At 66.4% G+C, this 21,576-nt stretch carries 23 protein-coding genes, 1 pseudogene and 1 riboswitch; of the genes and pseudogenes, 6 read left to right on the forward strand and 18 right to left on the reverse strand.

From position 1 onward, the window contains the following. Window positions 1-21: 21 nt before the first annotated feature. Both C84B14_RS09900 and C84B14_RS09905 read right to left on the reverse strand, forming a co-directional pair. The gene (locus tag C84B14_RS09900; protein ID WP_353223763.1) at window positions 22-534 is read right to left on the reverse strand and encodes a GNAT family N-acetyltransferase; all 513 of its coding nucleotides are present in this window, start codon (window positions 532-534) and stop codon (window positions 22-24) included. Next, window positions 531-986 carry an acyl-CoA thioesterase gene (locus C84B14_RS09905; protein WP_353223764.1) on the reverse strand — a complete coding sequence of 152 codons (456 nt, stop codon included), beginning with the start codon at window positions 984-986 and terminating at the stop codon, window positions 531-533. The genes C84B14_RS09900 and C84B14_RS09905 overlap by 4 nt, the downstream gene beginning before the upstream one ends. Before the next feature lie 135 nt (window positions 987-1,121). Here C84B14_RS09905 and C84B14_RS09910 point away from each other — a divergent pair, with 135 nt between their 5' ends. From C84B14_RS09910 to C84B14_RS09920, 3 genes are all read left to right on the forward strand, one after another. Beyond that, the gene (locus C84B14_RS09910; protein ID WP_353223766.1) at window positions 1,122-1,670 is read left to right on the forward strand and encodes a cupin domain-containing protein; all 549 of its coding nucleotides are present in this window, start codon (window positions 1,122-1,124) and stop codon (window positions 1,668-1,670) included. Window positions 1,671-1,694: 24 nt separating this feature from the next. Further along, on the forward strand, window positions 1,695-2,759 hold the full coding sequence (locus tag C84B14_RS09915) for an NAD(P)H-dependent flavin oxidoreductase (protein WP_353223768.1): 1,065 nt from the start codon (window positions 1,695-1,697) through the stop codon (window positions 2,757-2,759). Between the two features lie 61 nt (window positions 2,760-2,820). Then, on the forward strand, window positions 2,821-3,306 hold the full coding sequence (locus tag C84B14_RS09920) for a nucleoside deaminase (protein WP_353223770.1): 486 nt from the start codon (window positions 2,821-2,823) through the stop codon (window positions 3,304-3,306). 21 nt (window positions 3,307-3,327) lie between these two features. On the opposite strand, the gene C84B14_RS09925 is transcribed toward C84B14_RS09920, so the two are convergent. The 3 genes from C84B14_RS09925 to C84B14_RS09935 all read right to left on the reverse strand — a co-directional run bounded on the left by C84B14_RS09925 (window position 3,328) and on the right by C84B14_RS09935 (window position 6,255). Continuing rightward, window positions 3,328-4,245, reverse strand: coding sequence for an SDR family NAD(P)-dependent oxidoreductase (locus C84B14_RS09925; RefSeq protein WP_353223772.1), 918 nt, complete (start codon window positions 4,243-4,245; stop codon window positions 3,328-3,330). Beyond that, the gene (locus C84B14_RS09930) at window positions 4,211-5,356 is read right to left on the reverse strand and encodes a TAXI family TRAP transporter solute-binding subunit (RefSeq protein WP_353223774.1); all 1,146 of its coding nucleotides are present in this window, start codon (window positions 5,354-5,356) and stop codon (window positions 4,211-4,213) included. The genes C84B14_RS09925 and C84B14_RS09930 overlap by 35 nt, the downstream gene beginning before the upstream one ends. Before the next feature lie 245 nt (window positions 5,357-5,601). Then, on the reverse strand, window positions 5,602-6,255 hold the full coding sequence (locus tag C84B14_RS09935) for a methyltransferase domain-containing protein (RefSeq protein WP_353223775.1): 654 nt from the start codon (window positions 6,253-6,255) through the stop codon (window positions 5,602-5,604). 298 nt (window positions 6,256-6,553) lie between these two features. Here C84B14_RS09935 and C84B14_RS09940 point away from each other — a divergent pair, with 298 nt between their 5' ends. Continuing rightward, a complete protein-coding gene (locus tag C84B14_RS09940) occupies window positions 6,554-6,757 on the forward strand; it encodes a hypothetical protein (protein ID WP_353223777.1) in 204 nt (67 codons plus the stop codon). Between the two features lie 74 nt (window positions 6,758-6,831). Here C84B14_RS09940 and C84B14_RS09945 read toward each other — a convergent pair whose 3' ends face one another. The 13 genes from C84B14_RS09945 to btuB all read right to left on the reverse strand — a co-directional run bounded on the left by C84B14_RS09945 (window position 6,832) and on the right by btuB (window position 19,589). After that, entirely contained in the window at window positions 6,832-7,755 is a 924-nt protein-coding gene (locus C84B14_RS09945) for a cobalamin-binding protein (protein WP_502949904.1), read from the reverse strand. Then, complete coding sequence (gene cobD, locus C84B14_RS09950) at window positions 7,755-8,780, reverse strand: threonine-phosphate decarboxylase CobD (RefSeq protein WP_353223781.1); 1,026 nt, start codon at window positions 8,778-8,780, stop codon at window positions 7,755-7,757. The genes C84B14_RS09945 and cobD overlap by 1 nt, the downstream gene beginning before the upstream one ends. Beyond that, the gene (cbiB, locus tag C84B14_RS09955) at window positions 8,771-9,697 is read right to left on the reverse strand and encodes an adenosylcobinamide-phosphate synthase CbiB (protein ID WP_353223783.1); all 927 of its coding nucleotides are present in this window, start codon (window positions 9,695-9,697) and stop codon (window positions 8,771-8,773) included. The genes cobD and cbiB overlap by 10 nt, the downstream gene beginning before the upstream one ends. Next, window positions 9,688-10,467, reverse strand: coding sequence for an adenosylcobinamide-GDP ribazoletransferase (gene cobS, locus C84B14_RS09960; protein WP_353223785.1), 780 nt, complete (start codon window positions 10,465-10,467; stop codon window positions 9,688-9,690). Before cobS ends, cbiB begins: the two co-directional genes overlap by 10 nt. Next, window positions 10,455-11,090, reverse strand: coding sequence for a histidine phosphatase family protein (locus tag C84B14_RS09965; protein ID WP_353223787.1), 636 nt, complete (start codon window positions 11,088-11,090; stop codon window positions 10,455-10,457). The genes cobS and C84B14_RS09965 overlap by 13 nt, the downstream gene beginning before the upstream one ends. Continuing rightward, window positions 11,083-12,141 (reverse strand): nicotinate-nucleotide--dimethylbenzimidazole phosphoribosyltransferase, encoded by a 1,059-nt coding sequence (gene cobT / locus C84B14_RS09970; protein WP_353223789.1) that lies wholly within the window; start codon window positions 12,139-12,141, stop codon window positions 11,083-11,085. The genes C84B14_RS09965 and cobT overlap by 8 nt, the downstream gene beginning before the upstream one ends. After that, window positions 12,138-12,665: a bifunctional adenosylcobinamide kinase/adenosylcobinamide-phosphate guanylyltransferase gene (gene cobU / locus C84B14_RS09975; RefSeq protein WP_353223791.1), complete on the reverse strand. Its 528-nt coding sequence runs from the start codon at window positions 12,663-12,665 to the stop codon at window positions 12,138-12,140. Before cobU ends, cobT begins: the two co-directional genes overlap by 4 nt. 27 nt (window positions 12,666-12,692) lie before the next feature. Then, a complete protein-coding gene (locus C84B14_RS09980; protein WP_353223793.1) occupies window positions 12,693-13,478 on the reverse strand; it encodes a heme ABC transporter ATP-binding protein in 786 nt (261 codons plus the stop codon). Further along, entirely contained in the window at window positions 13,475-14,482 is a 1,008-nt protein-coding gene (locus C84B14_RS09985; protein ID WP_348764736.1) for a FecCD family ABC transporter permease, read from the reverse strand. The genes C84B14_RS09980 and C84B14_RS09985 overlap by 4 nt, the downstream gene beginning before the upstream one ends. After that, window positions 14,479-15,933: a cobyric acid synthase gene (locus C84B14_RS09990; protein WP_353223795.1), complete on the reverse strand. Its 1,455-nt coding sequence runs from the start codon at window positions 15,931-15,933 to the stop codon at window positions 14,479-14,481. The genes C84B14_RS09985 and C84B14_RS09990 overlap by 4 nt, the downstream gene beginning before the upstream one ends. Then, window positions 15,923-16,702, reverse strand: coding sequence for an adenosylcobinamide amidohydrolase (locus C84B14_RS09995; protein WP_353223797.1), 780 nt, complete (start codon window positions 16,700-16,702; stop codon window positions 15,923-15,925). Before C84B14_RS09995 ends, C84B14_RS09990 begins: the two co-directional genes overlap by 11 nt. A gap of 279 nt (window positions 16,703-16,981) precedes the next feature. Then, a complete protein-coding gene (gene cobO / locus C84B14_RS10000; protein ID WP_348764733.1) occupies window positions 16,982-17,608 on the reverse strand; it encodes a cob(I)yrinic acid a,c-diamide adenosyltransferase in 627 nt (208 codons plus the stop codon). A gap of 49 nt (window positions 17,609-17,657) precedes the next feature. After that, a complete protein-coding gene (btuB, locus tag C84B14_RS10005; protein ID WP_353223798.1) occupies window positions 17,658-19,589 on the reverse strand; it encodes a TonB-dependent vitamin B12 receptor in 1,932 nt (643 codons plus the stop codon). Between the two features lie 144 nt (window positions 19,590-19,733). Continuing rightward, a riboswitch (cobalamin riboswitch) is annotated at window positions 19,734-19,959 on the reverse strand. A 145-nt stretch (window positions 19,960-20,104) separates the two neighbouring features. On the opposite strand from btuB, the pseudogene C84B14_RS10010 reads away from it, so the two are divergent. Continuing rightward, window positions 20,105-21,133 (forward strand): annotated as a pseudogene (locus tag C84B14_RS10010) (homocysteine S-methyltransferase family protein); the annotation flags it as partial. 54 nt (window positions 21,134-21,187) lie between these two features. Continuing rightward, on the forward strand, window positions 21,188-21,565 hold the full coding sequence (locus tag C84B14_RS10015) for a GxxExxY protein (protein ID WP_353223799.1): 378 nt from the start codon (window positions 21,188-21,190) through the stop codon (window positions 21,563-21,565). Window positions 21,566-21,576 lie beyond the last annotated feature (11 nt).

Raw genomic sequence — 21,576 nt, forward strand, 5'->3', positions numbered from 1 at the left:
ACCCGGGTTACGCGATATCGCTCAGGCCTTGGCCGCTGCTTCAACCAGGCGCTTGTACATTACAAGCGCATCGACTTCGCCCTGCGTGGGGTGGCGAAACGCGCCCGGCAATCGGCCGACGATATCGAAGCCGTGGCGCTGCCAGAGTCGGATCGCGCCGGTATTGGTAGCCACCACCAGGTTGTACTGCATGGCCCGAAAGCCCACTGCGATCGCCTCGCGCTGGGAATGCTCGCAGAGCTGGCCGGCCACACCCCGGCCACGGGCATCGCGGGCGACGATATAGCCGCAGTTGCATACGTGGTTGCCGCCGCCGGGCTGGTTGAACTTGAGAAAATAGCTGCCCAGGACTCGCCCGTCGGCGGCGTTCACGGCCACGAAGGTGGCAAGCGGCTTGTCCAGCCACAAGGCGCGCGCCTCGTCTTCCTCGATATCCACGGCCACGGCATAGGTCTCACCGGCGCGAAACACCGGCTCGATGATTTTCCATAGGGCAGGCCAGTCTTCGGGCCTGGCACGACGTATGGCGGTCATGGCGACCCCGTATCGCCGGCGTGATCTATGACCTCCCCCGGCGCGCCGCGCTCGAAGCACGCGCGCAGATCATCGGGGATCGGGGTCTTGGCCAGCGGCTCGCCGCTCATCATCACGTACACCGCCTCCGCCTGGCATATCGGCGCGCCGTCGTCGGCGCGCACGATGTCATAGCCGATGGTGAACGACGTGCGCCCGAGCCGGAGCGCTTGCACGCGCGCTTCCAAAACCTCGTCAAAGTGGGCCGGCCCCTGCCATTCCAGCGTGAGCTTGACCACCTGGTTGTCGAGCCCGCGCGCGAGCAGGGCAAGATAGTCGCGTCCGAGCGCACGCATGAACTCGGTCATGGCAAGGTCGACGTAGTCCGCGTAGCGGGCATTGAAGACCACGCGCTGGGCATCGCATTCGTTGTAGCGCACGCGAAAACGATAGCGAAACGGCATCGAGGACATGGCGATAAACACACCGTAAAACCAGGCGGGCCCGCTTGAGCCCGACCCGTTGCCGGCGCAAACTGCAGGCAACGGCTATGGGCGCGTACATTATCAGGCCCGGCCGCTCGACGCAGGCCCCATACGAACGCCGTCATGATCGATATCGACCGCAACGCTGTCCCATCGAGCCCAGCCGTCGAGGCCCCCGAGCGGCTGTATTTCCAAGACGACGGCCGTACGCCCAACAGCGGCTATCCGGTGCTGCGCTACCGCGGCATCGACGCGTCGCACGTGTCGCCGGCCGAGGCGCTCGAACAGCGCTTCGCGCGCAACGGCTGGCCGCCGCAATGGCGTGGTGGCGTGTTCGACTACCACCACTACCACAGCCGCGCCCACGAAACCCTGGGCGTGGCGCGCGGCACGGCCACGCTGATCCTCGGCGGCGAGAACGGCCGCGATATCGACATCCGCCCAGGCGACGTGCTCGTGCTGCCGGCGGGTACCGGCCACTGCCGACGCTGGGCCAGCGACGATTTCCTGCTCGTGGCGGCCTATCCGCCGGGCCAGCAGGACTGGGATCTGTGCCGGCCGGACGATACCGATATCGCCACCGCCCGTGCCACTATCGCCACGCTGGCGCGCCCGGACAGCGACCCCGTGAGCGGTCCACACGGCGCGTTGACGGCATACTGGCACGAGTAGAAAGCAATCCACGGAGTACAGGCCATGAGCTGGCAGACCGAGCTGACCAACCGGCTGGGCATCGACCATCCCATCATCCAGGCGCCCATGGCCGGCGGCACGACCACCCCGGCCCTGGTCGCCGCGGTATCTAACGCCGGCGCCCTGGGCTCGATCGGCGCCGGCTATATGGCGCCGGACGACCTGGCCACGGCGATCGCCGAGACGAGCCGTGCGACCGACAAGCCGTTCGCGGTGAACCTGTTCATTCCCCAGCCGTTTCAGGTCAACGAGGATCGGATCGAACAGGCCAACGCCCGGCTCGACGCATTCCGTGATGAGCTGGGCCTGGAACGCCCGGCCGCGCCGGCGCGCTACGCGCCGGATTTCGATGCCCAGTTCGACGCGGTACTCAACGCCGGCGTGGCCGTATTCAGTTCGACCTTCGGCGCGCTCGATCGCCCGCGTATACAGGCGCTGCAAGGCCGCGGCACCTGTGTGGTCGGCACCGCCACCACGGTGGCCGAAGCCCGTGCGCTGGCTGCGGACGGCGTGGACATGATCGTGGCCCAGGGCAGTGATGCCGGCGGCCATCGCGGCACGTTCATCGCCAGCGCGGAGCAATCGATGATCGGCACGCTATCGCTGGTGCCGCAGATCGCCGATGCCGTCGACGTGCCGGTGATCGCCTCCGGCGGCGTCATGGACGGGCGCGGCATGGCGGCCTGCCGCATGCTTGGCGCGGCCGGCGTACAGATGGGCAGTGCGTTTCTGACCTGTTCCGAAAGCGGGGCCAAGCCGGCACACAAGAAAGCGCTGCTCGAAGCCGGCGACCGCCCCACCGCGGTGACCCGCGCTTTTTCCGGCAAGGCCGCACGCGGGCTGAACAATCGCTTCATCGAAGAGATGGCGCCGATCGAAGCCAGCCTGCCGGATTATCCGGTACACAACGCCTGGACCAAGGATATTCGTGCCACCGCCGGTCAGGCCGACCGGGACGCATTCATGTCGCTCTGGGCCGGTCAGGCAGCCGGTCTGGCGCGATCCATGGCCGCCGCCGAACTCGTCGACACGCTCATGCGTGAATACGATGCCTGTGTTCGCGGGTAACATCGACCGCACCCATATTTCACAAGAAACGTCGACATAACAGTGTCTTGAGAGAATCCGCATGATCGATTCGCAGGAACGACCTTATCTGGAGCGCTGTCTCGCGCTTGCCGAACAGGCCCTGGAGGCCGGCGACGAACCTTTCGGCTCGGTCCTGGTGGACGGCCAGGGTCGAGTACGCGCCGAAGACCGCAACCGTATCGCCGAAGGTGCCGGCGATGCCACCCGCCACCCCGAGTTCGCCCTGGCCCGCTGGGCCGCCGAGCATATGAGCGCGGATGAACGCGCAGCGAGCACGGTCTATACCTCGGGCGAACACTGTCCGATGTGTGCAGCAGCGCACGCCTGGGTCGGCCTGGGCCGTATCGTCTATGCCAGCAGCTCGAATCAGCTGGTGGCATGGCTGACCGAACTGGGCGCCGCCAAGCCGCCGGTCACGCCCCGGCCGATTCACGAAATCGCGCCGGACGTGCTCGTCGACGGCCCGGTGCCGGATCTGGCCGAGCGCGTCCAGGCACTGCACGCACGCCGTCACGCCGGCGGCTAGTACGCATCAGGCGAAGACGTTCTAGCCTTTTTCGTTGAACATCTGAATACGCCCGCCGTCGACCACCAGGTCGTGGCCGTTGACGAACCCGGCCTCGTCGCTGGCTAGAAATACCGCCGCGTTGGCGATATCCACGGCATAGCCCGAGCGGGGCAGCGGCGTGGCCTGGGCGAGATTGTTCGTGAGCTTGTCGAGCTTGGCAGCGTTTTCTTCCTCCGAGAGCGTTTGCGCCCGCGCCGAGCCGCCCCAGAAGATCGGCGTAGCGATGGCACCCGGGGAGATCGCGTTGACGCGGATGCCGTAGGCGCCGAGTTCCACGCTGGCGATACGGGTGAAGTGCGCGGCCGCCGCCTTGGCGCCGGAGTAGAGATAACCGCCCTGGTTGAGCCGGTGCCCGGCGATGCTGGCGTTGTTGATGATGCTGCCGCTGCCATGGTTCTTCATCACCCGCGCGGCGTGCTTGATGCCGAAGGCCACGCTGCCGGCCAGCAGGCGCATGAAATGGTCGAAGCTGGCCTCGTCGATGGTTTCGGCAGTGCTGCGCTCGCCCGCGCCGGCGTTGTTGAACAGGCAGTCGAGCCGGCCGAAGCGGTCGACCGTGGCATCGACAAGGGCCGCCATTTCGTCTTCGTTGCTGACGTCGGTTCGGGTGAAGGCGACCTTATCGCCAAGCTCGGCGGCCAGCGCTTCGCCCTTGTCCACGCTGCGCGCAGCGAGCATGAGCGTCGCGCCTTCCTCGGCGAAACGGCGAGCCGTCGCCTCGCCGATACCACTGGTGGCGCCGGTGATGATGGCAATCTTGTTTTGCAGGCGTGCAGTCATGTCGGTTGTTTCCTCATCGACGACAAAACGCCCGCCGGTGGCACCGGACGGGCGTTGTATCGAGCTTTTGTCGGGGTTGGCGTTACCGGTTTTCGAGCTCGGCCAGCGCCTGTTCACGACGTTCGCTCCAGAGCTCGGCGAACTCGTCTTCGGGCAGGTCGGAATTTTCCGCCATCATGTCGCTCCAGGCTGCGCGCAGCGCCTTCAGACGCGCCAAACGGGCCTCGTTCCACTGCGCCGAGTCCTCGCTCCACACGCCGATCTCCTTGAGATAGCGGATCGTGCCGGGATGAAACGGCGCATCGATCGGCGGCACTGCTGCATCCTTGATCGCATAGCGCGACGCGGTGGAGGTGGCGTTCTTGTAGATATCGTAGGTTTCGTCGAGCGCCTTGGTCAGGGCATAGGCGGTGTCGTCGTCCATGTCCGCGCGCACGGTCAGCACCGGATAGCGATAGGCCATGAGCTGGGCCGGATTGTCCTTCGACAGACCGGCGCCCTGGGTTTCCGATACCGGCTTGAACAACGGCGCAATATTGTTGAGCCGTTCCCAGCCCGCTGCGTCGTCGGGATCGAGATCGAGCCATTTGATACCACGCGGCGATTCGGCCAGCTCGTACATCTGGCCGGTCGCAGTCACCGTGCAGGTGACGTCGGCCTTGTCCTCGGCTACCGAACTCATGGTCGCGGCATAGGTGGGAAAGGTGACCACTTCCACATCGTCACGGCTGAGCCCGGCAAAGGCGAGCATGGCATCGCACTTCAGGCTGCTTGAGGGGTTGGCGGCCGGGTAGGCTACGCGCTTGCCCTCGACATCGGCCACGGAGTCGATGTTTTCGTCGGCGGCGACTGCCATGCCGAAGGAATTGACCTTGCCCATGAGCACGCGCAGATCCTGCGGCCCGAAGCGCGGCGTAGCGAAATCGAACAGGCCCTCGGTCGCAAAGAAGGTCTCGTTGCCCAGAAAACCGATATCGGCGCGGTCGTTGAAGATCGGCTGCAGACGCCCGATCGCCGACCCCGAAGGCTGGATACGCACGCGCATGCCGTACTTGCGCCCGAAGGCATCGGCAATCGCCGAGGCCTCGGCATAGCCGGAGGCCCCCAGGTCGTAGGACGTCCAGACCATGGTGCGCGGCATGGCCTCGGGCTGGGCCAGCGCCGCCGTGCTGGAAATCGTCGTCAGGGCCAGGCCCGCTATCAGGCAACGCGCCATTGATCGCAGCATCGGTTCTCCTCCCTTCGCTGTGGTTACGTTTTATTGGAATAACGTTTCACAGACCTTTGCACGAAGCCGGCGCGGGCGCAATTGTCCGTTGTGCTCGCAAGGGCACGGGCTTCCTATTCGAAAGCATGCGTTACCGTCGAACACGCGTGTTTTACTGGCTTTGCAGCGCGGGACAGCGCCGAAGGCGTACGCGCCCGGTATAGCACCGGGCGCGGCTCCGCCGCGAACGATGCGCGCGAGGGGGACTAGCGCGGTGCTAGCAACACCCAGGTCTGGGCATGGATGCCCCAAAACAGCTTCACGCGCTTGAGAACGCGAAGACCGGCTTGCTCCACCTCTGACTCGAAAGCCGCCCGGGGGATCATTTTCACCCGCACCTTCTTGCCCTTGAGTCGCATGGCGGCCCGCTTGGTCCAGTAATGCAGCGAGCCGTCATCGTAATAGGTCATCACGATCTGGCGGCCGTCGCCTGCGAGGGTCTGCAAGGCCCGCACCCGCAGTTCGGGATGATGCAGGTGCTGAAACAGGCGCACGCACAGCACCCGTTTTGCCGGCGCGGCCTTCGTTGGCAAGGGCTCGAGTACGTCGGCACGCTCGGCATGGTCTGTCGCGTCGAAGCGGTCGTGGCCGCTGTAGATATCGACCATCGCCTGCGACTGGTCCATGGCGCTGACCTTGAAGTCCATCTGCTTGAGCAACGGATAGAAACGCCCGTAGCCACAGGGCAAATCCACGATATGACCGTTGCAATCGCTATAGGCGTGGGCAAGAAGACGTTTCGCCAGCCGCTGTTCACGCCATGCCACGAGGCGCTGAAACACGCCGCTATAGCGTGTCTGTGCATAGCGCCGGCCGGCGTCGTCGCGTTTGAACGGGCGGGTGGAGTCGGCTTGTTGCACGGTGCGTCTCAGTAGGATCCCTGAGCAGACAGTACCCGATTTCGACGCTACGAAGGCGATAGCTTGTCCAGGTTTCTAAAAGCAACCTGGACAAACCATGTCGAATGCCAACTTGGTATTTTCAAAGCATTGTTTATAGGCGTTTTTTAATTATAGCCGCACATATCGGCAACGGCCGACCTAGCCCTTTATATGCATGCCACCTGCATTTTTTAACTTTTCCTTAACGCCGTTCGCGCGAATCCGGCCCTATCCGATACTTCATGGATGCAGGCCACCGAATGCGCTGGAAGAGCCGGTGGCGGCGCCGGCCCTGAGCGATGCCGCCGCGTTATTAGCCCGGAACCAAAACAGCGGCCTGCATCAGCTGTTTTCAACGCTTTCGAAAAATGCACGCCGGCACTGGCCCGTCGTTTCTTTCAATCGCTTCAAGGCCGTCGGCCGTGGCGTGCGTGCTTTCGCAAACGCGCGTTATCAACCCGAAAAATCATCTATCGAATAATCTGTTTGGGTCGGGTTAATCATGCCGGAAGGCTGGCCTGTCGATGGCGCCGCTCGTATCGTCGGCCATCGATCTCAGTCGCCGTCGCCGCGCACCCGTTCCAGCTGTCGGCACAGCATGCTTGCGCCATCGAGCATGCGTACCGTGGCGCGCTGGATGAGATCCGGCGGCACGAAGAACAGGTGATCGTTCTCCACCGCCTGCAGCCCGGGCCAGTCGCGCCAGTCGTCGAGCCAGTCGGGGCGTTCGTCGCCCATGCCGCTGGCCACGATGGCCTGCGGATCGCGCTCGAGCACCGATTCGATGCCGACTTTGGGCGCCAGTGATACCGCATCGGCAAAGATATTGCGCCCGCCGCACAGACGGATGACCTGACCGACGAACTGGTCGCCGGCCAGGGTCTGCAACGGCTCGTCCCAGACCTGATAAAACACGCTCACCGGCGGGCGACTGGCATAGCGCTGGCGTAGCGCTGCCAGCCGGCGGTCGAAGCGCGCGGCCGCGGCGTTGGCCGTGTCGCGCGTATCGCCAAGCGCCCCCAGGTCCCGAATTGCACGGGCGATATCCTCGAGCCGGCGCGGCCGGTCGACATACACGGGAATACCCAGTGCCTCGAAGCGTGCGAGGGTGGCCGGATCGCCGCCCTGGCCCGAGGCCCAGGCCACCACCAGATCGGGGTTTTTCGCGAGCACCGCCTCGAGGCTGATATTGGTATAGCCGCCAACTTCGGGGATCGCCCGGGCCGCGGGCGGGTAATCGCTGTACGACACGGCGCCGACGATGCGATCGCCCAGACCGGCGCTATAGAGGTTTTCCACCAAATGCGGCGCAAGCGCGACGATACGTTTCGCCGGCGCCTCCAGGCGGACGACCTCGCCGCGAAAATCGGTGGCTGCGACCGCGGCAGCCATACTCGACGCCGACCACGACAGTCCGAACAGCAGCAGCACTGCGAGCATGCACGCTTTGCCCTGCCGCGCGTATCGATAGATCCACATCAGCACAGCCCTCGTATCGCAATCGTATTCAATGCCGCGTCCAGGCGCGCCGCCGCCGGGCCGCCCCCGGGCAGACCGAAACGCAGCCAACGCCCGTCATCGCCCAGCCGGGTCCATATCGCCTGTTCGGCCAGTGTCGTATGAACACGCCCCGCCCGTTCGTCGTCATCGAAAAACACGCTCGCGAACAACCCGGCGCTGGCGACGACCTGATAGGAAAAATGCCGGTCCAGTAGTTCGACCAGCGATCGTGAACTATCGATGATGCGGCGGTGCTGGCCTGCCTGCCAGGCCCGGTCGACCAGCGCGTGGCGGCCGATCCAGCGGGCCGGATGGCTCACGCCCCAGGGCTGCAGCTGCTCGTGCAGGGCTGTCGCCGCCGGGCCGCGGCCAATCATGAAGCCCAGCCGCAGCCCGGCCAGACCGAAGAACTTGCCCAGCGAGCGCAGCACGAGCGCGTTGGCCGGCAGACCGCCGTGGTCCAGGCCGTCGTTGCAGTCGGCAAACGCGGCATCGACCAGCAACAGGCCGTTTCGTCGGCCGAGCCCATGGGCCAGCGCACACAGGCGTTCGATATCGGCACGTTCGCCGGTGGGATTGTTCGGCGTGATGACCACGGCATGATCGAGCGTATGCGAGAGCGCAGAAAGCCCCGGCAAATCGTCGTAGGTCACGATCTCGTGCCCGGCCGCGGCCCAGGCCCGGCCATGTTCGGCATAGCCCACGGCCGGCACCCCCACACGCCCCGACCCGCGATGTGCAGCGATGGCCCGCGGCAGCTCGCGGATCGCGAACTGGCTGCCCGGCAGGGCAGTGACGGCGTCGGCCGGGGCCCGATAATAGTCGGCGGCAGCCGCGATCAGGCCATCCTCGGCCTCGGGCAGCCGTGCCCAGACGCGATCCGGCACCTCGGGCACCGGATACGACCAGGGCGCAATACCGGTGGACAGATCCAGCCACTGGTTTTCGGCGATGCCGTAGCGCCGGCTCGCCTCGCCCAGTCGACCGCCGTGATTCAACGCCATAGCCAGTCCAGCACCACGATCGCAACGACCCATAAAACAAGGGTGCGCCCGACCAGGGCGATGGCCCGCTCGATATCGCCGCCGCCAGGGTACACACCACAGCCGAAAGCCAGCCGCTGTCGATAGACGCCGTGGTAGTAGGCGCCGCCGCCTAGCCGCACACCCAGCGCACCGGCGCCGGCACACATCACCGGCCCGGCGTTCGGGCTGGCCAGTGCCTTCGCCTGTTGCTGCCAGCAGCGCAGCGCCGGGCGCGCACGGCCGATCAGCACGAACGACAACGCGGTCAGGCGGGCGCTCGGCCAGTTGGCCAGATCGTCCGCCCGTGCGGCCGCCCAGCCAAAGCACCGATAACGCGGCGTGCGATAGCCCCACATCGCATCGAGGGTGTTGATCGCACGATGCGCGACGGCCGCCGCCACGGCGCCGGCAGGCCCGACGACCAGCCCGCCGGCGGCGAACCAGAACAACGTTGCATGAACGCCGTCGCCGGCGTTCTCCAGCAGCGATTCGAGCGCGGCGCGACGAATCGCGGCCACGTCCATGGGCGCCGTATCCCGACTGACCAGACAGGCCACCGCACGCCGTGCGCCGACCACGTCGCCGGCCTGTAAAGCGGTTTCAACGGCGCGCGTATGCGCCTTGAGGCTGTGCCAGGCGATACACAGCCACAGCACGACCGTCGCGGCCAGCCAGCCGGCGAGGGGCGGCAGCACCCAGACAGCCACGCCGCCGGCGACCGCTGGCACCGCCACGAGCACAAGCCAGGCCAGCCCGCCGGCCCAGCGGCGACGCGGCAGACGACGATCCAGCGCCTCAGCCAGTCGACCAAAGCCGACCAGCGGATGGCCGACACGCGGCTCACCCAGCAGGGCATCGAGGGCCAGGCCGCCGATCGTCGCCAGGGTCAACTCCACGGGCCTATCCACAGGGTCGCGGCGACCAGGGCGGTCGTTTCCACCAGCTCGATCAGCGCGCCGACCACGTCGCCGGTATAGCCGCCGATACGCCGCTGCCAGAGCGCCCGCCAGAACAGCCCCACCGCGAGCGCGGCCAGCGTTGCGACAGCGCCGAGCACCAGGCCCGCGAACGCCAGGGTCAGCACGACGACTATCGCTGCCATCGCCCAGGCATCGCGACGCGAAAGATTCAACGCCATCGTGCTGGCCAGGCCTTCGCGACGGCGGTAGCGGGTGCTGGCCATGAGCAGACTGGCCGCGGTACGGGCCAGCACGGCCACCACCAGCAACGCAGCCCCCACCTGCGGCCATAGCGCGATCAGCGCCGCGCTCTTGAGTGCGAGCAGCAGCACCAGCGCGACCACCGCCATCGGCCCGGCGGCCGGGTCTTTCATGACGGCGAGCGTACGCGCCGGATCGCTGCGGCCGTGGCCGGCGAACAGGGCGTCCACGCAGTCGGCCAGCCCGTCGAGATGCAGCGCACCGGTGAGCACGACCCACAGCACCACTAGAAGCCCGGCGCCCAGTACGGCATCGACCGCCTGTAGTGCCGCCGCCGCGCCCGCCAGCACCGCGCCGATGACAAGCCCGACGAGCGGATAACACAGCACCGACCGGCCGGAATCGACCGCCGGTACCGGCGTGACAATCAGCCGCCCCATCGGCAGCGTGGTGAGCAGGCCAAAAGCCAGCCACAGCGGCTGCAAGAACGCATTCACCGTGCGCATGACGAGGCCGCGCCGAAGTCGATGTTGTGGGCCACCAGCTGGGTGAAATCCCGCGCCTCGTCGTGCACCACGCGCAGCCGCGTCAGACAGGCATAGGGCACCTCGATACGGTGCATCGCGGCACCGGGCATATCGAGCAGGTCGGCCAACAGGGCACGTATCAGGCCACCGTGGGCGACCAGCACCAGATGGCGGCCGGCATGGACATGGACCGCGTCGTCGAAGGCGGCCCGGGCGCGGGCACGCAGATCGCACAGGACTTCGCCAGCCGGCGGGCCGTTGTGCTCGGGGTCGTCGAACCAGGCCTGGGCGGCGTCGGCGGCGTCGCGCCAGACCTCGGCCACCGGCCGGCCTTCCCAACGACCGAAATCGATTTCGCGCAGGCGCGCGTCGATCTCGATCGAAAGCCCGCGCGCGGCCGCCAGCCGCTCGGCAAAGAACCGACAACGGCGCAGCGGCGATGCGATGACGTGTTGCCAGCCCGGCTGCGCATCGGCCTGCGCCTGCATACGCGCCAGCCCCGCCTCGGACAGCGCCACGTCCAGGCTGCCACGAAAGATCGGGCCGCCTTCGCATTCGCCGTGGCGCAGCAGATCGACGAGCGTTGTCGTGGCTTCAGGCATCGCGGTTCGTCACCCCGGCTTCGTCGAAGGTGGCCATGCCGGCATGCAGGGCCAGGGCGTCGCCGATCACGCCCAGCGCCAGGGCCGCGCCGCTGCCTTCGCCAAGACGCATGTCCAGATCGAGAAGCGGCCTTGCTTCGAGCATATCGAGCAGGTAACGGTGGCCGGCTTCGGCGGAACGATGCCCGAACAGCTGCCAGTTCGCACAGTCCGGCGCGATTTCGCGGGCACACAGTGCCGCCACGCTGGCGATGAAACCATCCACCAACACCGGCACACCCGCCTGGGCCGCGGCCACGAAGGCGCCCGTAAGCGCGGCGATTTCGAAGCCGCCGACACAGCGCAGCATCGACAGCGCCCGTGCCGAGCCGGTAGCGCCCTGCCAACTTGCGCGATGCCGGGCCAGCCCCGCTTCGACCACCGCCTGCTTGCGCGCCAACCCGGCGGCATCGATACCGGTACCCCGGCCGACGACCTGTGCCGGCGTGGCACCGCTCAGGCCGGCCAGTATCGCTGCCGCGCTGGTGGTATTGCCGATGCCCATCTCGCCGCCGATGAACAGATGCGCCGACGGCGACACACGCTCGCGCCCCGCCTGCAATGCCTGTTCGAGCTCGCCGGCCTGCATCGCACAGCTTTGGGTGAAATCGGCGGTGCCGGCAGCGATACGGGCATCGATCACGCTGGCGCAGTCGGCCGGCGGGGCCACCGCGCCCAGGTCGACGATCGAAAGGCGGGCATCGTGGCGCCGTGCCAGTACACAGATCGCCGCGCCGCCGGCGGCGAAGTTGGCGATCATCTGGCCGGTTACGGCCTGATCGAACGCCGACACGCCGCGGGCCGCCACGCCGTGGTCGGCCGCGAAGACGACGATATCGATAGCGTCGAGCACGGGTACGATCTGGCCCTGCCAGCCGGCGAACGCCTCGGCCAGCTCTTCCAGGCGGCCAAGCGAGCCGGGCGGCTTGGTGAGCATGGCCTGGCGGGCACGCGCACCGGCTCGGGCGGCTTCATCGATCGGGGCGATCGGCTCGTGCAGCCAGTCGGTCATGCGCCGTTCTCCTTGAGCGTCAATGGCAGGCCCGCCACCACCAGCGTGACCGTATCGCAGCACGCCGCCAGGGCCTGGTGCAGCCGCCCGGCCTCGTCGGCGAACCGCCGCGACAGCGCCCCCAGCGGCACGATGCCGGAGCCGACCTCGTTGGATACGAAAATCAGTCTCGCCCGGCTGGCGTCGACCGTCGCAAGCAGGGCGTCACGTTCCTCGGCCCATGTCAGCGTGCCCGTGTCCTCGGCAAGACAATTGCTCAACCACAGCGTCAGACAGTCGACGAGAATACAACGGTCGGGGCCGTCCAGCCGGCGCAGGCAGGCGCCCAGGGCGCGCGGGGCTTCCACGGTTTGCCAGCGCGTATCGCGCTGTTCGCGGTGATGCTGGATACGGGCCGCCATTTCGTCGTCGCCGGCCTGGGCCGTGGCCACATAGAACCAGCGCGCTACGGGCAGCGACAGGGCCCGCGTTTCGGCATGACGGCTCTTGCCACTGCGCGTGCCGCCCAGCACGAGTGTCTTCATATCGTTCTCCGCGGGCCGGTGAATCGTTCAGCCATGCAGCACGACCGGGGTATGCGTATCCGGATGGGTGATCACCCGGGTCTGGGTGTCGAACAGGCGTTGCATGCGCTCCGCGGTGACCACCGCGGCCGGCGTGCCGGCAGCAATGGTCTGGCCATCGCGAAGCGCCAGCATGCGATCGGCATAGCGTGCGGCCAGGCTGATGTCGTGCAGCACGCTCACCACCGCCACGCCCTGGGCGGCCAGGGCGGCCACTTGGCGCATCACCAGGCGCTGATGGCCGAGATCGAGCGCGGCCACCGGTTCGTCCAGCAGCAGCAGCCGATCGCCGGCGTCCTCGGCACGCCAGAGCTGGCTCATGACCCGAGCCAGCTGCACGCGCTGTTTCTCGCCGCCGGACAGCCGGGTGTAGGGTCGGTCGCGCAGATGGGCAATATCGCAGGCCGCCAGCGTTTCGGCCACGATTTGCCGGTCGGCGACGCTGCCCGATGCGTGCGGGCTACGCCCGAGCCGTACGACTTCGGCCACGGTAAACGGAAAGCTCAGCGCGCTGGCCTGGGGCAGCAGCGCGACCCGACAGGCGCGCTCGCGCGCCGGCCAATCCGCCAGCGCCCGTCCGCCCAGACGGATAGCGCCGGCGGCGGGCGTCGTATCGCCAATCAGGGCATGAACCAGACTCGACTTGCCAGCGCCGTTGGGCCCGATCACGGCCAGATGCTCGCCGGCGGCAAGCCCGAACTCGGCCGCCTCGACCACGGCGCGTCCGCCGACGGTCAGCGTCAGCCCCGCGACTTCGAGCAGGGGCGTATTCACAGGCCGTACTCGCGGCGACGCCGCAACAAGGAGATGAAAAACGGCGCGCCCAGCAGCGCGGTCAGCAGACCCACGGGCAGTTCGGTCGGCGCTACGACAACGCGCGCCAGCGTATCCGCCACCAGCAGCAGAATCGCGCCCGCCAGCGCCGAGGCCGGCAACAGCCAACGATGATCGGGGCCGATGAGCATGCGCACGATATGCGGCACGACCAGTCCGACGAAGGTAATCGCGCCGGCGACCGCCACCGATACGCCCACACCGGCCGCCGTCAGCAGGACCAGCTGGCGCTTGATGCGGTCCACGGCGATGCCCAGATGCCGGGCCTCGGACTCGCCCAGCAACAAGGCATTGAGGGCATCCGCCTGTCGCGGCAGCACGACGAATATCAGCGCGGCCACGGCAGCCACGATCGCCACCCGGGACCAGTTGGCGCCGTCGAGCCCGCCCATGCGCCAAAGGCTGATCCGGCGCAGCATTTCGTTGTCGGCATGAAATTCCAGCAGCGAGCCGATACTGCCGGCCAATGCGCCGATCGCAATGCCTGCCAGCAGCATGGTCGCCACCGACGTGCCCTGGGGACCGGTGGCCAGCCGATAAACCAGCAGCACCGCGGCCGTGCCGCCGACAAACGCGCCCAGCGACACCAGCGACAGGCCGATAAAGCCGGCCGCCCCGCCCGCGAATACGATGACCAGACTCGCGCCCACCGAGGCGCCGGCGGTCACGCCGATCAACGACGGATCGGCCAGCGGATTGCGAAACAGCCCCTGCATGGCCGCGCCGCAGATCGCCAGCAGCGCGCCGACCAGCGCGGTAAGCAGGGCACGCGGCAAACGCAGTTGCCGCACGATCAGCGCCAGCCGCTGCATGCCCTCGTCGCGGCCCACGAGCACGGCCAGCACGTCCAGCGCCGGCAGACGCACCGCGCCGAGCATGACCGCGGCCAGCAGACACAGGGGCAAAGCCAGCGCGAGCAGCCAGACCAGCCGGCGCGGGCTCATGGCAGCACCTCGATATCGATGGCGGCTTCCACGGCGTCGGCCAGACGCTCGAACTGACGCTCGCGTACGGCCGCCACGTCTTCGCTGACCGCGTTCTCGTAGCCGGCCCAGGCAAGCAGCGCGGCACAGCCCTCGGCCGTGTCGAACAGGCCGTGCAGATAGGTGCCGGCCACCCGACCATCGCTACTGATCGCGCCATCGAAGCCGGTTTCGAGCTCGAGAAATGGCCGAGCCAAATCGGCACCGCGGGTCACCCCGCAATGAATACGATAGCCGGCGACCGCCGCCTGATCGTCCGACAGGCCGGCCGCAACAAGCCGGCCGCGGACATTCTCGAGATGTTTCTCGCGGCGGATCTCGGTGGCGATATCCAGTACGCCCAGCCCCTGAACCGTGCCCGGCGTGTCTTCCACGCCGTAGGGATCGTCGATCACGCGGCCGAGCATCTGATAGCCGCCACAAACGCCGAGCACGTGCCCGCCGTAGCGCAGATGCCGGGCGATATGGCCGTCCCAGCCGTTGGCCGTGAGCCATTGCCGATCGGCACGCACATTCTTGGAGCCCGGCAATACGATGAGATCGGCGCCACCGGGGCGCTGGCCCGGCCCGACCCATTGCAGATCCACACCCGGCTGCAGGCGCAGCGCATCCAGATCGGTATGGTTGGAGATGCGCGGCAACGCCGGCACCTGCACCACGAAGCGGGCATTTTCATCCAGGCGCTGGTCGCGGGCGATGGCATCCTCGGCTTCGAGATAGAGCCCGTCGAGCCAGGGCAGCACGCCGAACACCGGCTTGCCGGTCTCGCGTTCAAGCCATTCCAGCCCGGGTTCGAGCAGGGCGATATCGCCACGAAAGCGGTTGATGACGAAACCCGCGATACGTGCGCGCTCGGATTCGGACACCAGCGCGAGCGTACCCACGATCTGGGCGAACACGCCGCCCTTGTCGATATCGGCCACCAGAACCACCGGGCAGTCTACGGCCTCGGCAAAACCCATATTGGCGATATCGTTGGCGCGCAGGTTGATCTCGGCCGGGCTGCCGGCGCCTTCGACCAGCACCCGCTCGTATTGGCTGACCAGACGCGTATACGAGGCCCGTACCGCAGCCATCGCCGTGGGCTTGTAGTGGTGATAGTCGCTGGCCGACATTCCGGCGACGGCCTGGCCGTGGATGATGACCTGCGCGTTGCAATCGCTCGACGGTTTGAGCAGCACCGGGCTCATATCGATGGTGGGTGCGACCCCGCAGGCCGCGGCCTGTACGGCCTGGGCACGGGCGATCTCGCCGCCGTCGGCCGATACCGCACTGTTCAATGCCATGTTCTGCGGCTTGAACGGGGCCACCGACACACCCCGCCGATACCAGGCCCGGCCGAGCCCGGCCACCAGCGTCGATTTGCCGGCATCGGTCGCCGTGCCCTGGATCATAAGCGTCTTAGCAGCCATCGACCCAGCCTGACTGTGGGCGGATAGCGTCGGTAAGCGCGTCGATGACCAGACGCGCCGCATATTCGCCAAACAGGGTGTGCTTGCCCGTGTATGGCAGCGCCTCGCCGGTATCGGCACAGAAGACGGCGGTGGCATCGGTTCCGGTGCCGGTCGCGATGGCATTCGAGAGCGGGCTGCGCGCATCGAGTGATTGCAACGTCGCGGCCTTGGCCTCGGTGAGTGTCGTCAGGGTTTCGACCTGGGCCGCCGGCGTAAGCGCGAGCGTGGTGGCCAGGGCGAGATTGATGGTGCCCACTTCGCAGGGGCCGGGCCGCAGTTCACGCCGGTCCGCACAATCCCCGGCACGTCGGGCGTTGGCCAGGCCGGCGGTCACGAACACACACACAAGCTCGCCCTCGATATCGACCGTGGCGATACGCAGACTGCGCATCGAGGCGGCGGTAAGCATGCCGACACACGGCGCGGCCAGCCCGCGTTGCACTGCGAAATCGGCGATGAGGGTTTGTGGTGTATTCAAGGCGGCCCGGTCGTGGTCGTCGACGTGGCGATTGGCAAAGCCCTGCGCGGTGCCCCAGCCGCCGCCGGCCACGGCCGAACTCAGACAATGCCAGGGCCGGTCGAAAGCAACCGCCAGCCCGCTATCGGCCACGCCGGCCTGCCAGCCCGGCAGCACGAGCGCTGCCGGAATACTCTGCACCGCGGCCGACGGCAGATCGTCGCGTGCAGACCAGCGCCGCCAGGCGCGCGCACCGTCCGCCGCGGTCATGAAAGGAACCTCTGATCTGTTCATACACGGATCGCGTTTGTGTCCCAAAAGGCCTCGATACAAGGCGCATGGCGCCGCGTCATAGCCATCCTATGACCAAGCCATGCAACGCAGTAGCGGGGCCTTTTGGGCCAAACCGCCCTGCGGCAGGGCTTTTGCGCGCGCCTGAGCGGCGCGCATCCTTGTTTATTTGCAATCAGCAAACTGCGGCTCGCGGCTGCTCGTTGGTCGCGCGCAAAAGACTCCGGCGCGACCGTGTATGAATAGATCAGAGGTTCCCTAGTAGTCGACGCCCTTGCGCGCCTTGATGCCCGACTTGAAGGCATGCTTGATGTCCTTGACCTCGGACACCGTATCCGCCAGCTCGCGCAGGGCCGCGCCGCCGCCACGACCGGTGACCACCACCGACTGTTCACGCGGGCGGTTGGCCAGCGCGTCCAGCACTGTCTGTTCGTCGAGATAGCTGTAGCCGATCATGTAGGTCAGCTCGTCGAGCACGACCAGATCGAAGCTGGGGTCGGTGAGCATCGGCTCGACCTTGGCCCAGGTCGCCTCGGCCGCGGCGATATCGCCGCTGCGATCCTGGGTGTTCCAGGTAAAGCCCGTGCCCATCTGATGGAAGGCCACCTGCGGGCAGTGATCGCGCACGTAGATTTCTTCACCGGAAAGCTGCTGGCCCTTGATGAACTGCACCACGCCCACCCGGTGGCCATAGCCCAGTGCGCGCATGACCATGCCGAACGCCGAGGACGATTTGCCCTTGCCGTTGCCGGTGAGCAGCAACAGCACGCCGCGTTCGGTATCGGCGGCCTCGATAGCCGCATCCACGCGCGCTTTCTGTTTCTGCATGGTTGCCTTGTGGCGTGCGGCCTTGGCGTCGTCGTCGCTACGGGATTCGTCGCTCATACGGACTCCGTTGGTAGCGCACGGCCCGAACGGGCCGTGCGGCTTAAGGCTACTGCGGCTGGTAGCGCAGCGTGAAGAAAACGTTGCGGTCGTCCTGATTGTAGAACCGCGCGGTCTGGTATTCCTCGTCGAACAGGTTGTTGAGGCTGGCCTGTACGAGCCAGTCGCGTGCGAGCTCGACCGAGGCGCGCAGGTCGACAAGCTGATAGCTGTCCAGCTCGTTTTCGTTGGCGGCATCGTCATAGCTCGAATCGGCCACCGTCAGGCTCGCCCCGGCACTGTAGCGGCCAAAGGCGCGATCGACATCGAACTGGGCGGTATGGCCAGGCCGCCGCGGCAATTCGTTGCCTTGGTTCGGGCCGGCGGTGCGGTTTTCGGTGTCCAGCCAGGTGAACTGGGCGTTGAGCTGCCAGTCGGCGAGCACGGTGCCGACACTCGCCTCTGCGCCACGGATTCGGATTTTCTGGATATTGCCCGGGGCGAAGGTGGCCGAATCGTAGGCGATCAGATCGTCGATGTCGGTCTGATAGGCATGCAGCGACCAGCGGCCCCAGCCGTGATCGCCGTCGAGGCCCACTTCGACGCTGTCCGATTCTTCCGGATCCAGCTCGGGATTGCCGTAGTTGGGGAAATACAGTTCGTTGAAGGTCGGTGCCTTGAACGCGGTGCCATAGGAAATGCTGGCGGTATAGGCGTCGGCGAAATCGATGCCGTAGGCCGCACTGCCGGTGGCATGCTCGCCGAACTGTTCGTTGTCGTCGCCACGCCCGGACAGCTGCAGATGATGACGGCCCCAATCGCCCAGATACTGGGCAAACACGCCCTTGTTGTCGCGGCTGTCTTCGCGCATATCGCCGGTGAAGTCGTTGCGGCGATCGCCGTCGTTGTCGCCGTCGACGTTTTCGAGCTTGTAGTCGACGCCAAGGGTGAACAGATCGTCGTTGGGCAGGGTGATGTCGTTTTGCCAGCTCAGCTGATGGCGCTGGGTTTCGAAGGCGGTGACATAGCGCCCGTCGAGGAAGTTGTCGGAGTCGTCGCGGCTGTTGCCGTAAGCCAGTTTCGTGCGCCAGCTATCGAGCGGCCGCCAGGCAAGCGAAGTGCCGATGATCTGCTGGATCGTATCGCTCGAGTTCTGGGAGGTGCCGTCGAATTCCACGCTGCTTTCAGCGCGCAGGAAGTTCAGTTCCCATTCGACGCCGTTGTCGAATATCTGACCGTAGTTGAAGGCGACCGATACCCGGTCATAGCCGTCGTCGTCCGGCTCGTCGGTAAAACAGCCGCCGGTGCCGGCCGCGGCCGCCGTACAGGCGTCGAAGCCGTCGGTACGGCGTCCATTCACGCTCAGGTTGTAGTGCGAGTTGTCATCGCTGCCGGACACGCCCACCTGGCCTTCATAGCTGCTGTCGCTGCCCGCGCCGATCTGGAAATAAGGCCGGGTACCCGTCTGGCCACGCCCGTCGCGGGTGAAGATCTGGATCACGCCGCCGATCGCATCGGCGCCATACAGCGACGAGCGCGGCCCACGCACGATCTCGATACGCTCGATCTGCTCGACCGCCAGGTCTTCGATGGCAGCCGCCCCGGCCGTGGCCGAGCGATACTCGACGCCGTCCACCAGCACCAGGGTGTGATCGGACTCGGTGCCACGCAGAAAGATCGAGGTGGCTTTGCCCGGCCCGCCGTTGTTGGTCAGCGTGAGCCCGGGCGTTCGCCGCAGCAGATCGCGTACCGAACGGGCCTGCAAACGCTCGATATCGGCGCGGTCGATGACCGTGGTGGCGGCCAGCGTATTGCTCACCCGCTGCGGGGTACGCGTCGCGGTGACCTGGATATCATCGAGCCGGGCCGTGCGCTCGCCGGCCATGGCGTTTGCCGTGCCGGTATCGGCAGACGTTTGTGCGACCGCGGGCAACGCCGCAGATGCCGCGCACAGCAGCACGACGCGCGCTGATGCGCGATGAAAATTACGATCGATGGACATGGTTCCCCCAATGGTCCCTGGCGCACACACCCGCGCGCCGCAATGGATACAGCCGCGAAATAGCGCCGAAAAGGGACAAAACGGGGAACACGGCGCACGCGAACGCACGCCGCCGGTCTGCCGTTTCATCGCCCGCCGCGATGTCGCTGCCTCGTATCACAGGCCGGTCTCCGGACTTGCGAGCGCCCTTGCGGGCCTTCGACACGCCTTCCCGGGTTTCAAGACCCAGTGGCGTATGTGTCGAATCCAACTCGCCTACCGTTGCGGGGGCAGTGCCGGCCTTGTCGTCACGAGTTTTCGTGGCAACGCACCGGCTTCCCGTTTCACCCGGGCACTTTCGCGCTCGGGCACCTGCGATAGCGCGAAGCCTAGCACCCCCGGCCCCGCCGTCAAGCAGCGCCCATTCTGCGTTGCGCGTCGCCCGCGCGCATTCAGCGACCCGGACACGCCTTCGGCTTCCCGTCTATCCGGATAAACGGATATACTGCGCGCCCATACACACATTCAAGGTATCCATGAGCGATCTGATAGGCGCGCTGGCGCAGCGCATCCTCGTACTCGATGGCGCCATGGGCACGATGATCCAGAACCACGACCCGGACGAGGCCGACTATCGCGGCGAACGTTTCGCGGACTGGGAAAGCGATCTGAAGGGCAACAACGATCTGCTGACGCTGACCAAGCCGGAGCTGATCCGCGATATCACCGCACAATATGCCGCCGCCGGCTCGGATATCCTCACCACGAACACCTTCTCGGCGACGACCATTGCCCAGGCCGACTACCACATGGAAGACCTGGCGGTAGAGCTGAACCTGGAGGCCGCGAAGATCGCGCGCAGCGTGGCCGAGGAATACGCCACGCCGGACAAGCCGCGCTGGGTGGCCGGCGTGATCGGGCCGACCAATCGCACCGCCTCGATCTCGCCCGACGTCAACGACCCCGGCAAGCGCAATACCGATTTCAACGAGCTGGCCAAAGCCTACGGCGAAGCGGCCGAAGCGCTGCTCGACGGCGGCGTCGATATCATCCTGATGGAAACCATCTTCGATACGCTCAATGCCAAGGCCGCGATCTATGCCTACCGCAAGATCCTGCGCGAGCGAAACATCGACGTGCCGCTGATGATTTCCGGCACCATCACCGATGCCTCGGGGCGCACGCTCTCGGGCCAGACCACCGAGGCCTTCTACAACTCGGTGGCTCATGCGCGGCCGCTGACCATGGGCCTGAACTGTGCGCTCGGGCCCGATGCGCTGCGCACCTACGTGGCCGAGATGTCGCGGATCGCGCCCTGCTACGTGCATGCCTACCCGAACGCCGGCCTGCCCAACGAGTTCGGCGAATACGACCTCACGCCCGACGAAATGGCCGAACATATCGGCGAATGGGCCGAATCCGGCCTGCTCAACATGGCCGGCGGCTGCTGTGGCTCCACGCCCGAACATATCGGCGCGATCGCCAAGGCCGTCGAAGGCAAGGCCCCCCGCCGGCGCCCCGAAATCAAACGGGCCATGCGCCTGTCCGGACTCGAGCCATTCTCGGCATCGGCCTGATGAACGGCGTTTCAACGATCCACAACCCGGCCGGGCGCTCGCATGGATGATCGTGATCCGGAAACCTACGCCATTATCGGCGCGGCCATGGCAGTGCATCGCACGCTCGGCAATGGTTATCCGGAAGGCGTCTATCTGGAAGCGCTTGCACTCGAATTCGGCGAACGCGATATCCCGTTCAAGCGCGATGTTGCGCTGCCGGTTCGCTATAAGGGCCGCGATCTGGACTGCGACTACGGCGCCGACTTCATCTGCTACGACAACGTGATTGTCGAACTCAGGTCGGTCGCCGATCTGGCCAATCACGAAAAGGCGCAGACGATTCATTATCTGCAGGCGTCCGAGGCCTCGGTGGGCCTGCTCCTGAACTTCGGCCAGACCACGCTGCAATACCGGCGCTTCAACCGATCGGGCGACTGATCGCTTCTTCA

The sequence above is a fragment of the Salinisphaera sp. C84B14 genome (assembly GCF_040361435.1).
GTDB lineage: Bacteria > Pseudomonadota > Gammaproteobacteria > Nevskiales > Salinisphaeraceae > Salinisphaera.

Excerpts from the sequence above, each read along its gene's own strand:
- C84B14_RS09900 (WP_353223763.1), bottom strand. The coding sequence starts at position 534 with ATGACCGCCATACGTCGTGCCAGGCCCGAAGACTGGCCTGCCCTATGG.
- C84B14_RS09910 (WP_353223766.1), top strand. The coding sequence starts at position 1,122 with ATGATCGATATCGACCGCAACGCTGTCCCATCGAGCCCAGCCGTCGAG.
- cobU (WP_353223791.1), bottom strand. The coding sequence starts at position 12,665 with ATGAAGACACTCGTGCTGGGCGGCACGCGCAGTGGCAAGAGCCGTCAT.
- C84B14_RS09990 (WP_353223795.1), bottom strand. The coding sequence starts at position 15,933 with ATGGCTGCTAAGACGCTTATGATCCAGGGCACGGCGACCGATGCCGGC.
- cobD (WP_353223781.1), bottom strand. The coding sequence starts at position 8,780 with ATGGCGTTGAATCACGGCGGTCGACTGGGCGAGGCGAGCCGGCGCTAC.
- C84B14_RS09965 (WP_353223787.1), bottom strand. The coding sequence starts at position 11,090 with ATGCCTGAAGCCACGACAACGCTCGTCGATCTGCTGCGCCACGGCGAA.
- C84B14_RS09995 (WP_353223797.1), bottom strand. The coding sequence starts at position 16,702 with ATGACCGCGGCGGACGGTGCGCGCGCCTGGCGGCGCTGGTCTGCACGC.
- C84B14_RS09920 (WP_353223770.1), top strand. The coding sequence starts at position 2,821 with ATGATCGATTCGCAGGAACGACCTTATCTGGAGCGCTGTCTCGCGCTT.
- C84B14_RS09985 (WP_348764736.1), bottom strand. The coding sequence starts at position 14,482 with ATGAGCCCGCGCCGGCTGGTCTGGCTGCTCGCGCTGGCTTTGCCCCTG.
- btuB (WP_353223798.1), bottom strand. The coding sequence starts at position 19,589 with ATGTCCATCGATCGTAATTTTCATCGCGCATCAGCGCGCGTCGTGCTG.
- cobO (WP_348764733.1), bottom strand. The coding sequence starts at position 17,608 with ATGAGCGACGAATCCCGTAGCGACGACGACGCCAAGGCCGCACGCCAC.
- C84B14_RS10015 (WP_353223799.1), top strand. The coding sequence starts at position 21,188 with ATGGATGATCGTGATCCGGAAACCTACGCCATTATCGGCGCGGCCATG.
- C84B14_RS09945 (WP_502949904.1), bottom strand. The coding sequence starts at position 7,755 with ATGTGGATCTATCGATACGCGCGGCAGGGCAAAGCGTGCATGCTCGCA.
- cobT (WP_353223789.1), bottom strand. The coding sequence starts at position 12,141 with ATGACCGACTGGCTGCACGAGCCGATCGCCCCGATCGATGAAGCCGCC.
- C84B14_RS09915 (WP_353223768.1), top strand. The coding sequence starts at position 1,695 with ATGAGCTGGCAGACCGAGCTGACCAACCGGCTGGGCATCGACCATCCC.
- C84B14_RS09905 (WP_353223764.1), bottom strand. The coding sequence starts at position 986 with ATGTCCTCGATGCCGTTTCGCTATCGTTTTCGCGTGCGCTACAACGAA.
- cobS (WP_353223785.1), bottom strand. The coding sequence starts at position 10,467 with ATGCGCACGGTGAATGCGTTCTTGCAGCCGCTGTGGCTGGCTTTTGGC.
- C84B14_RS09930 (WP_353223774.1), bottom strand. The coding sequence starts at position 5,356 with ATGCTGCGATCAATGGCGCGTTGCCTGATAGCGGGCCTGGCCCTGACG.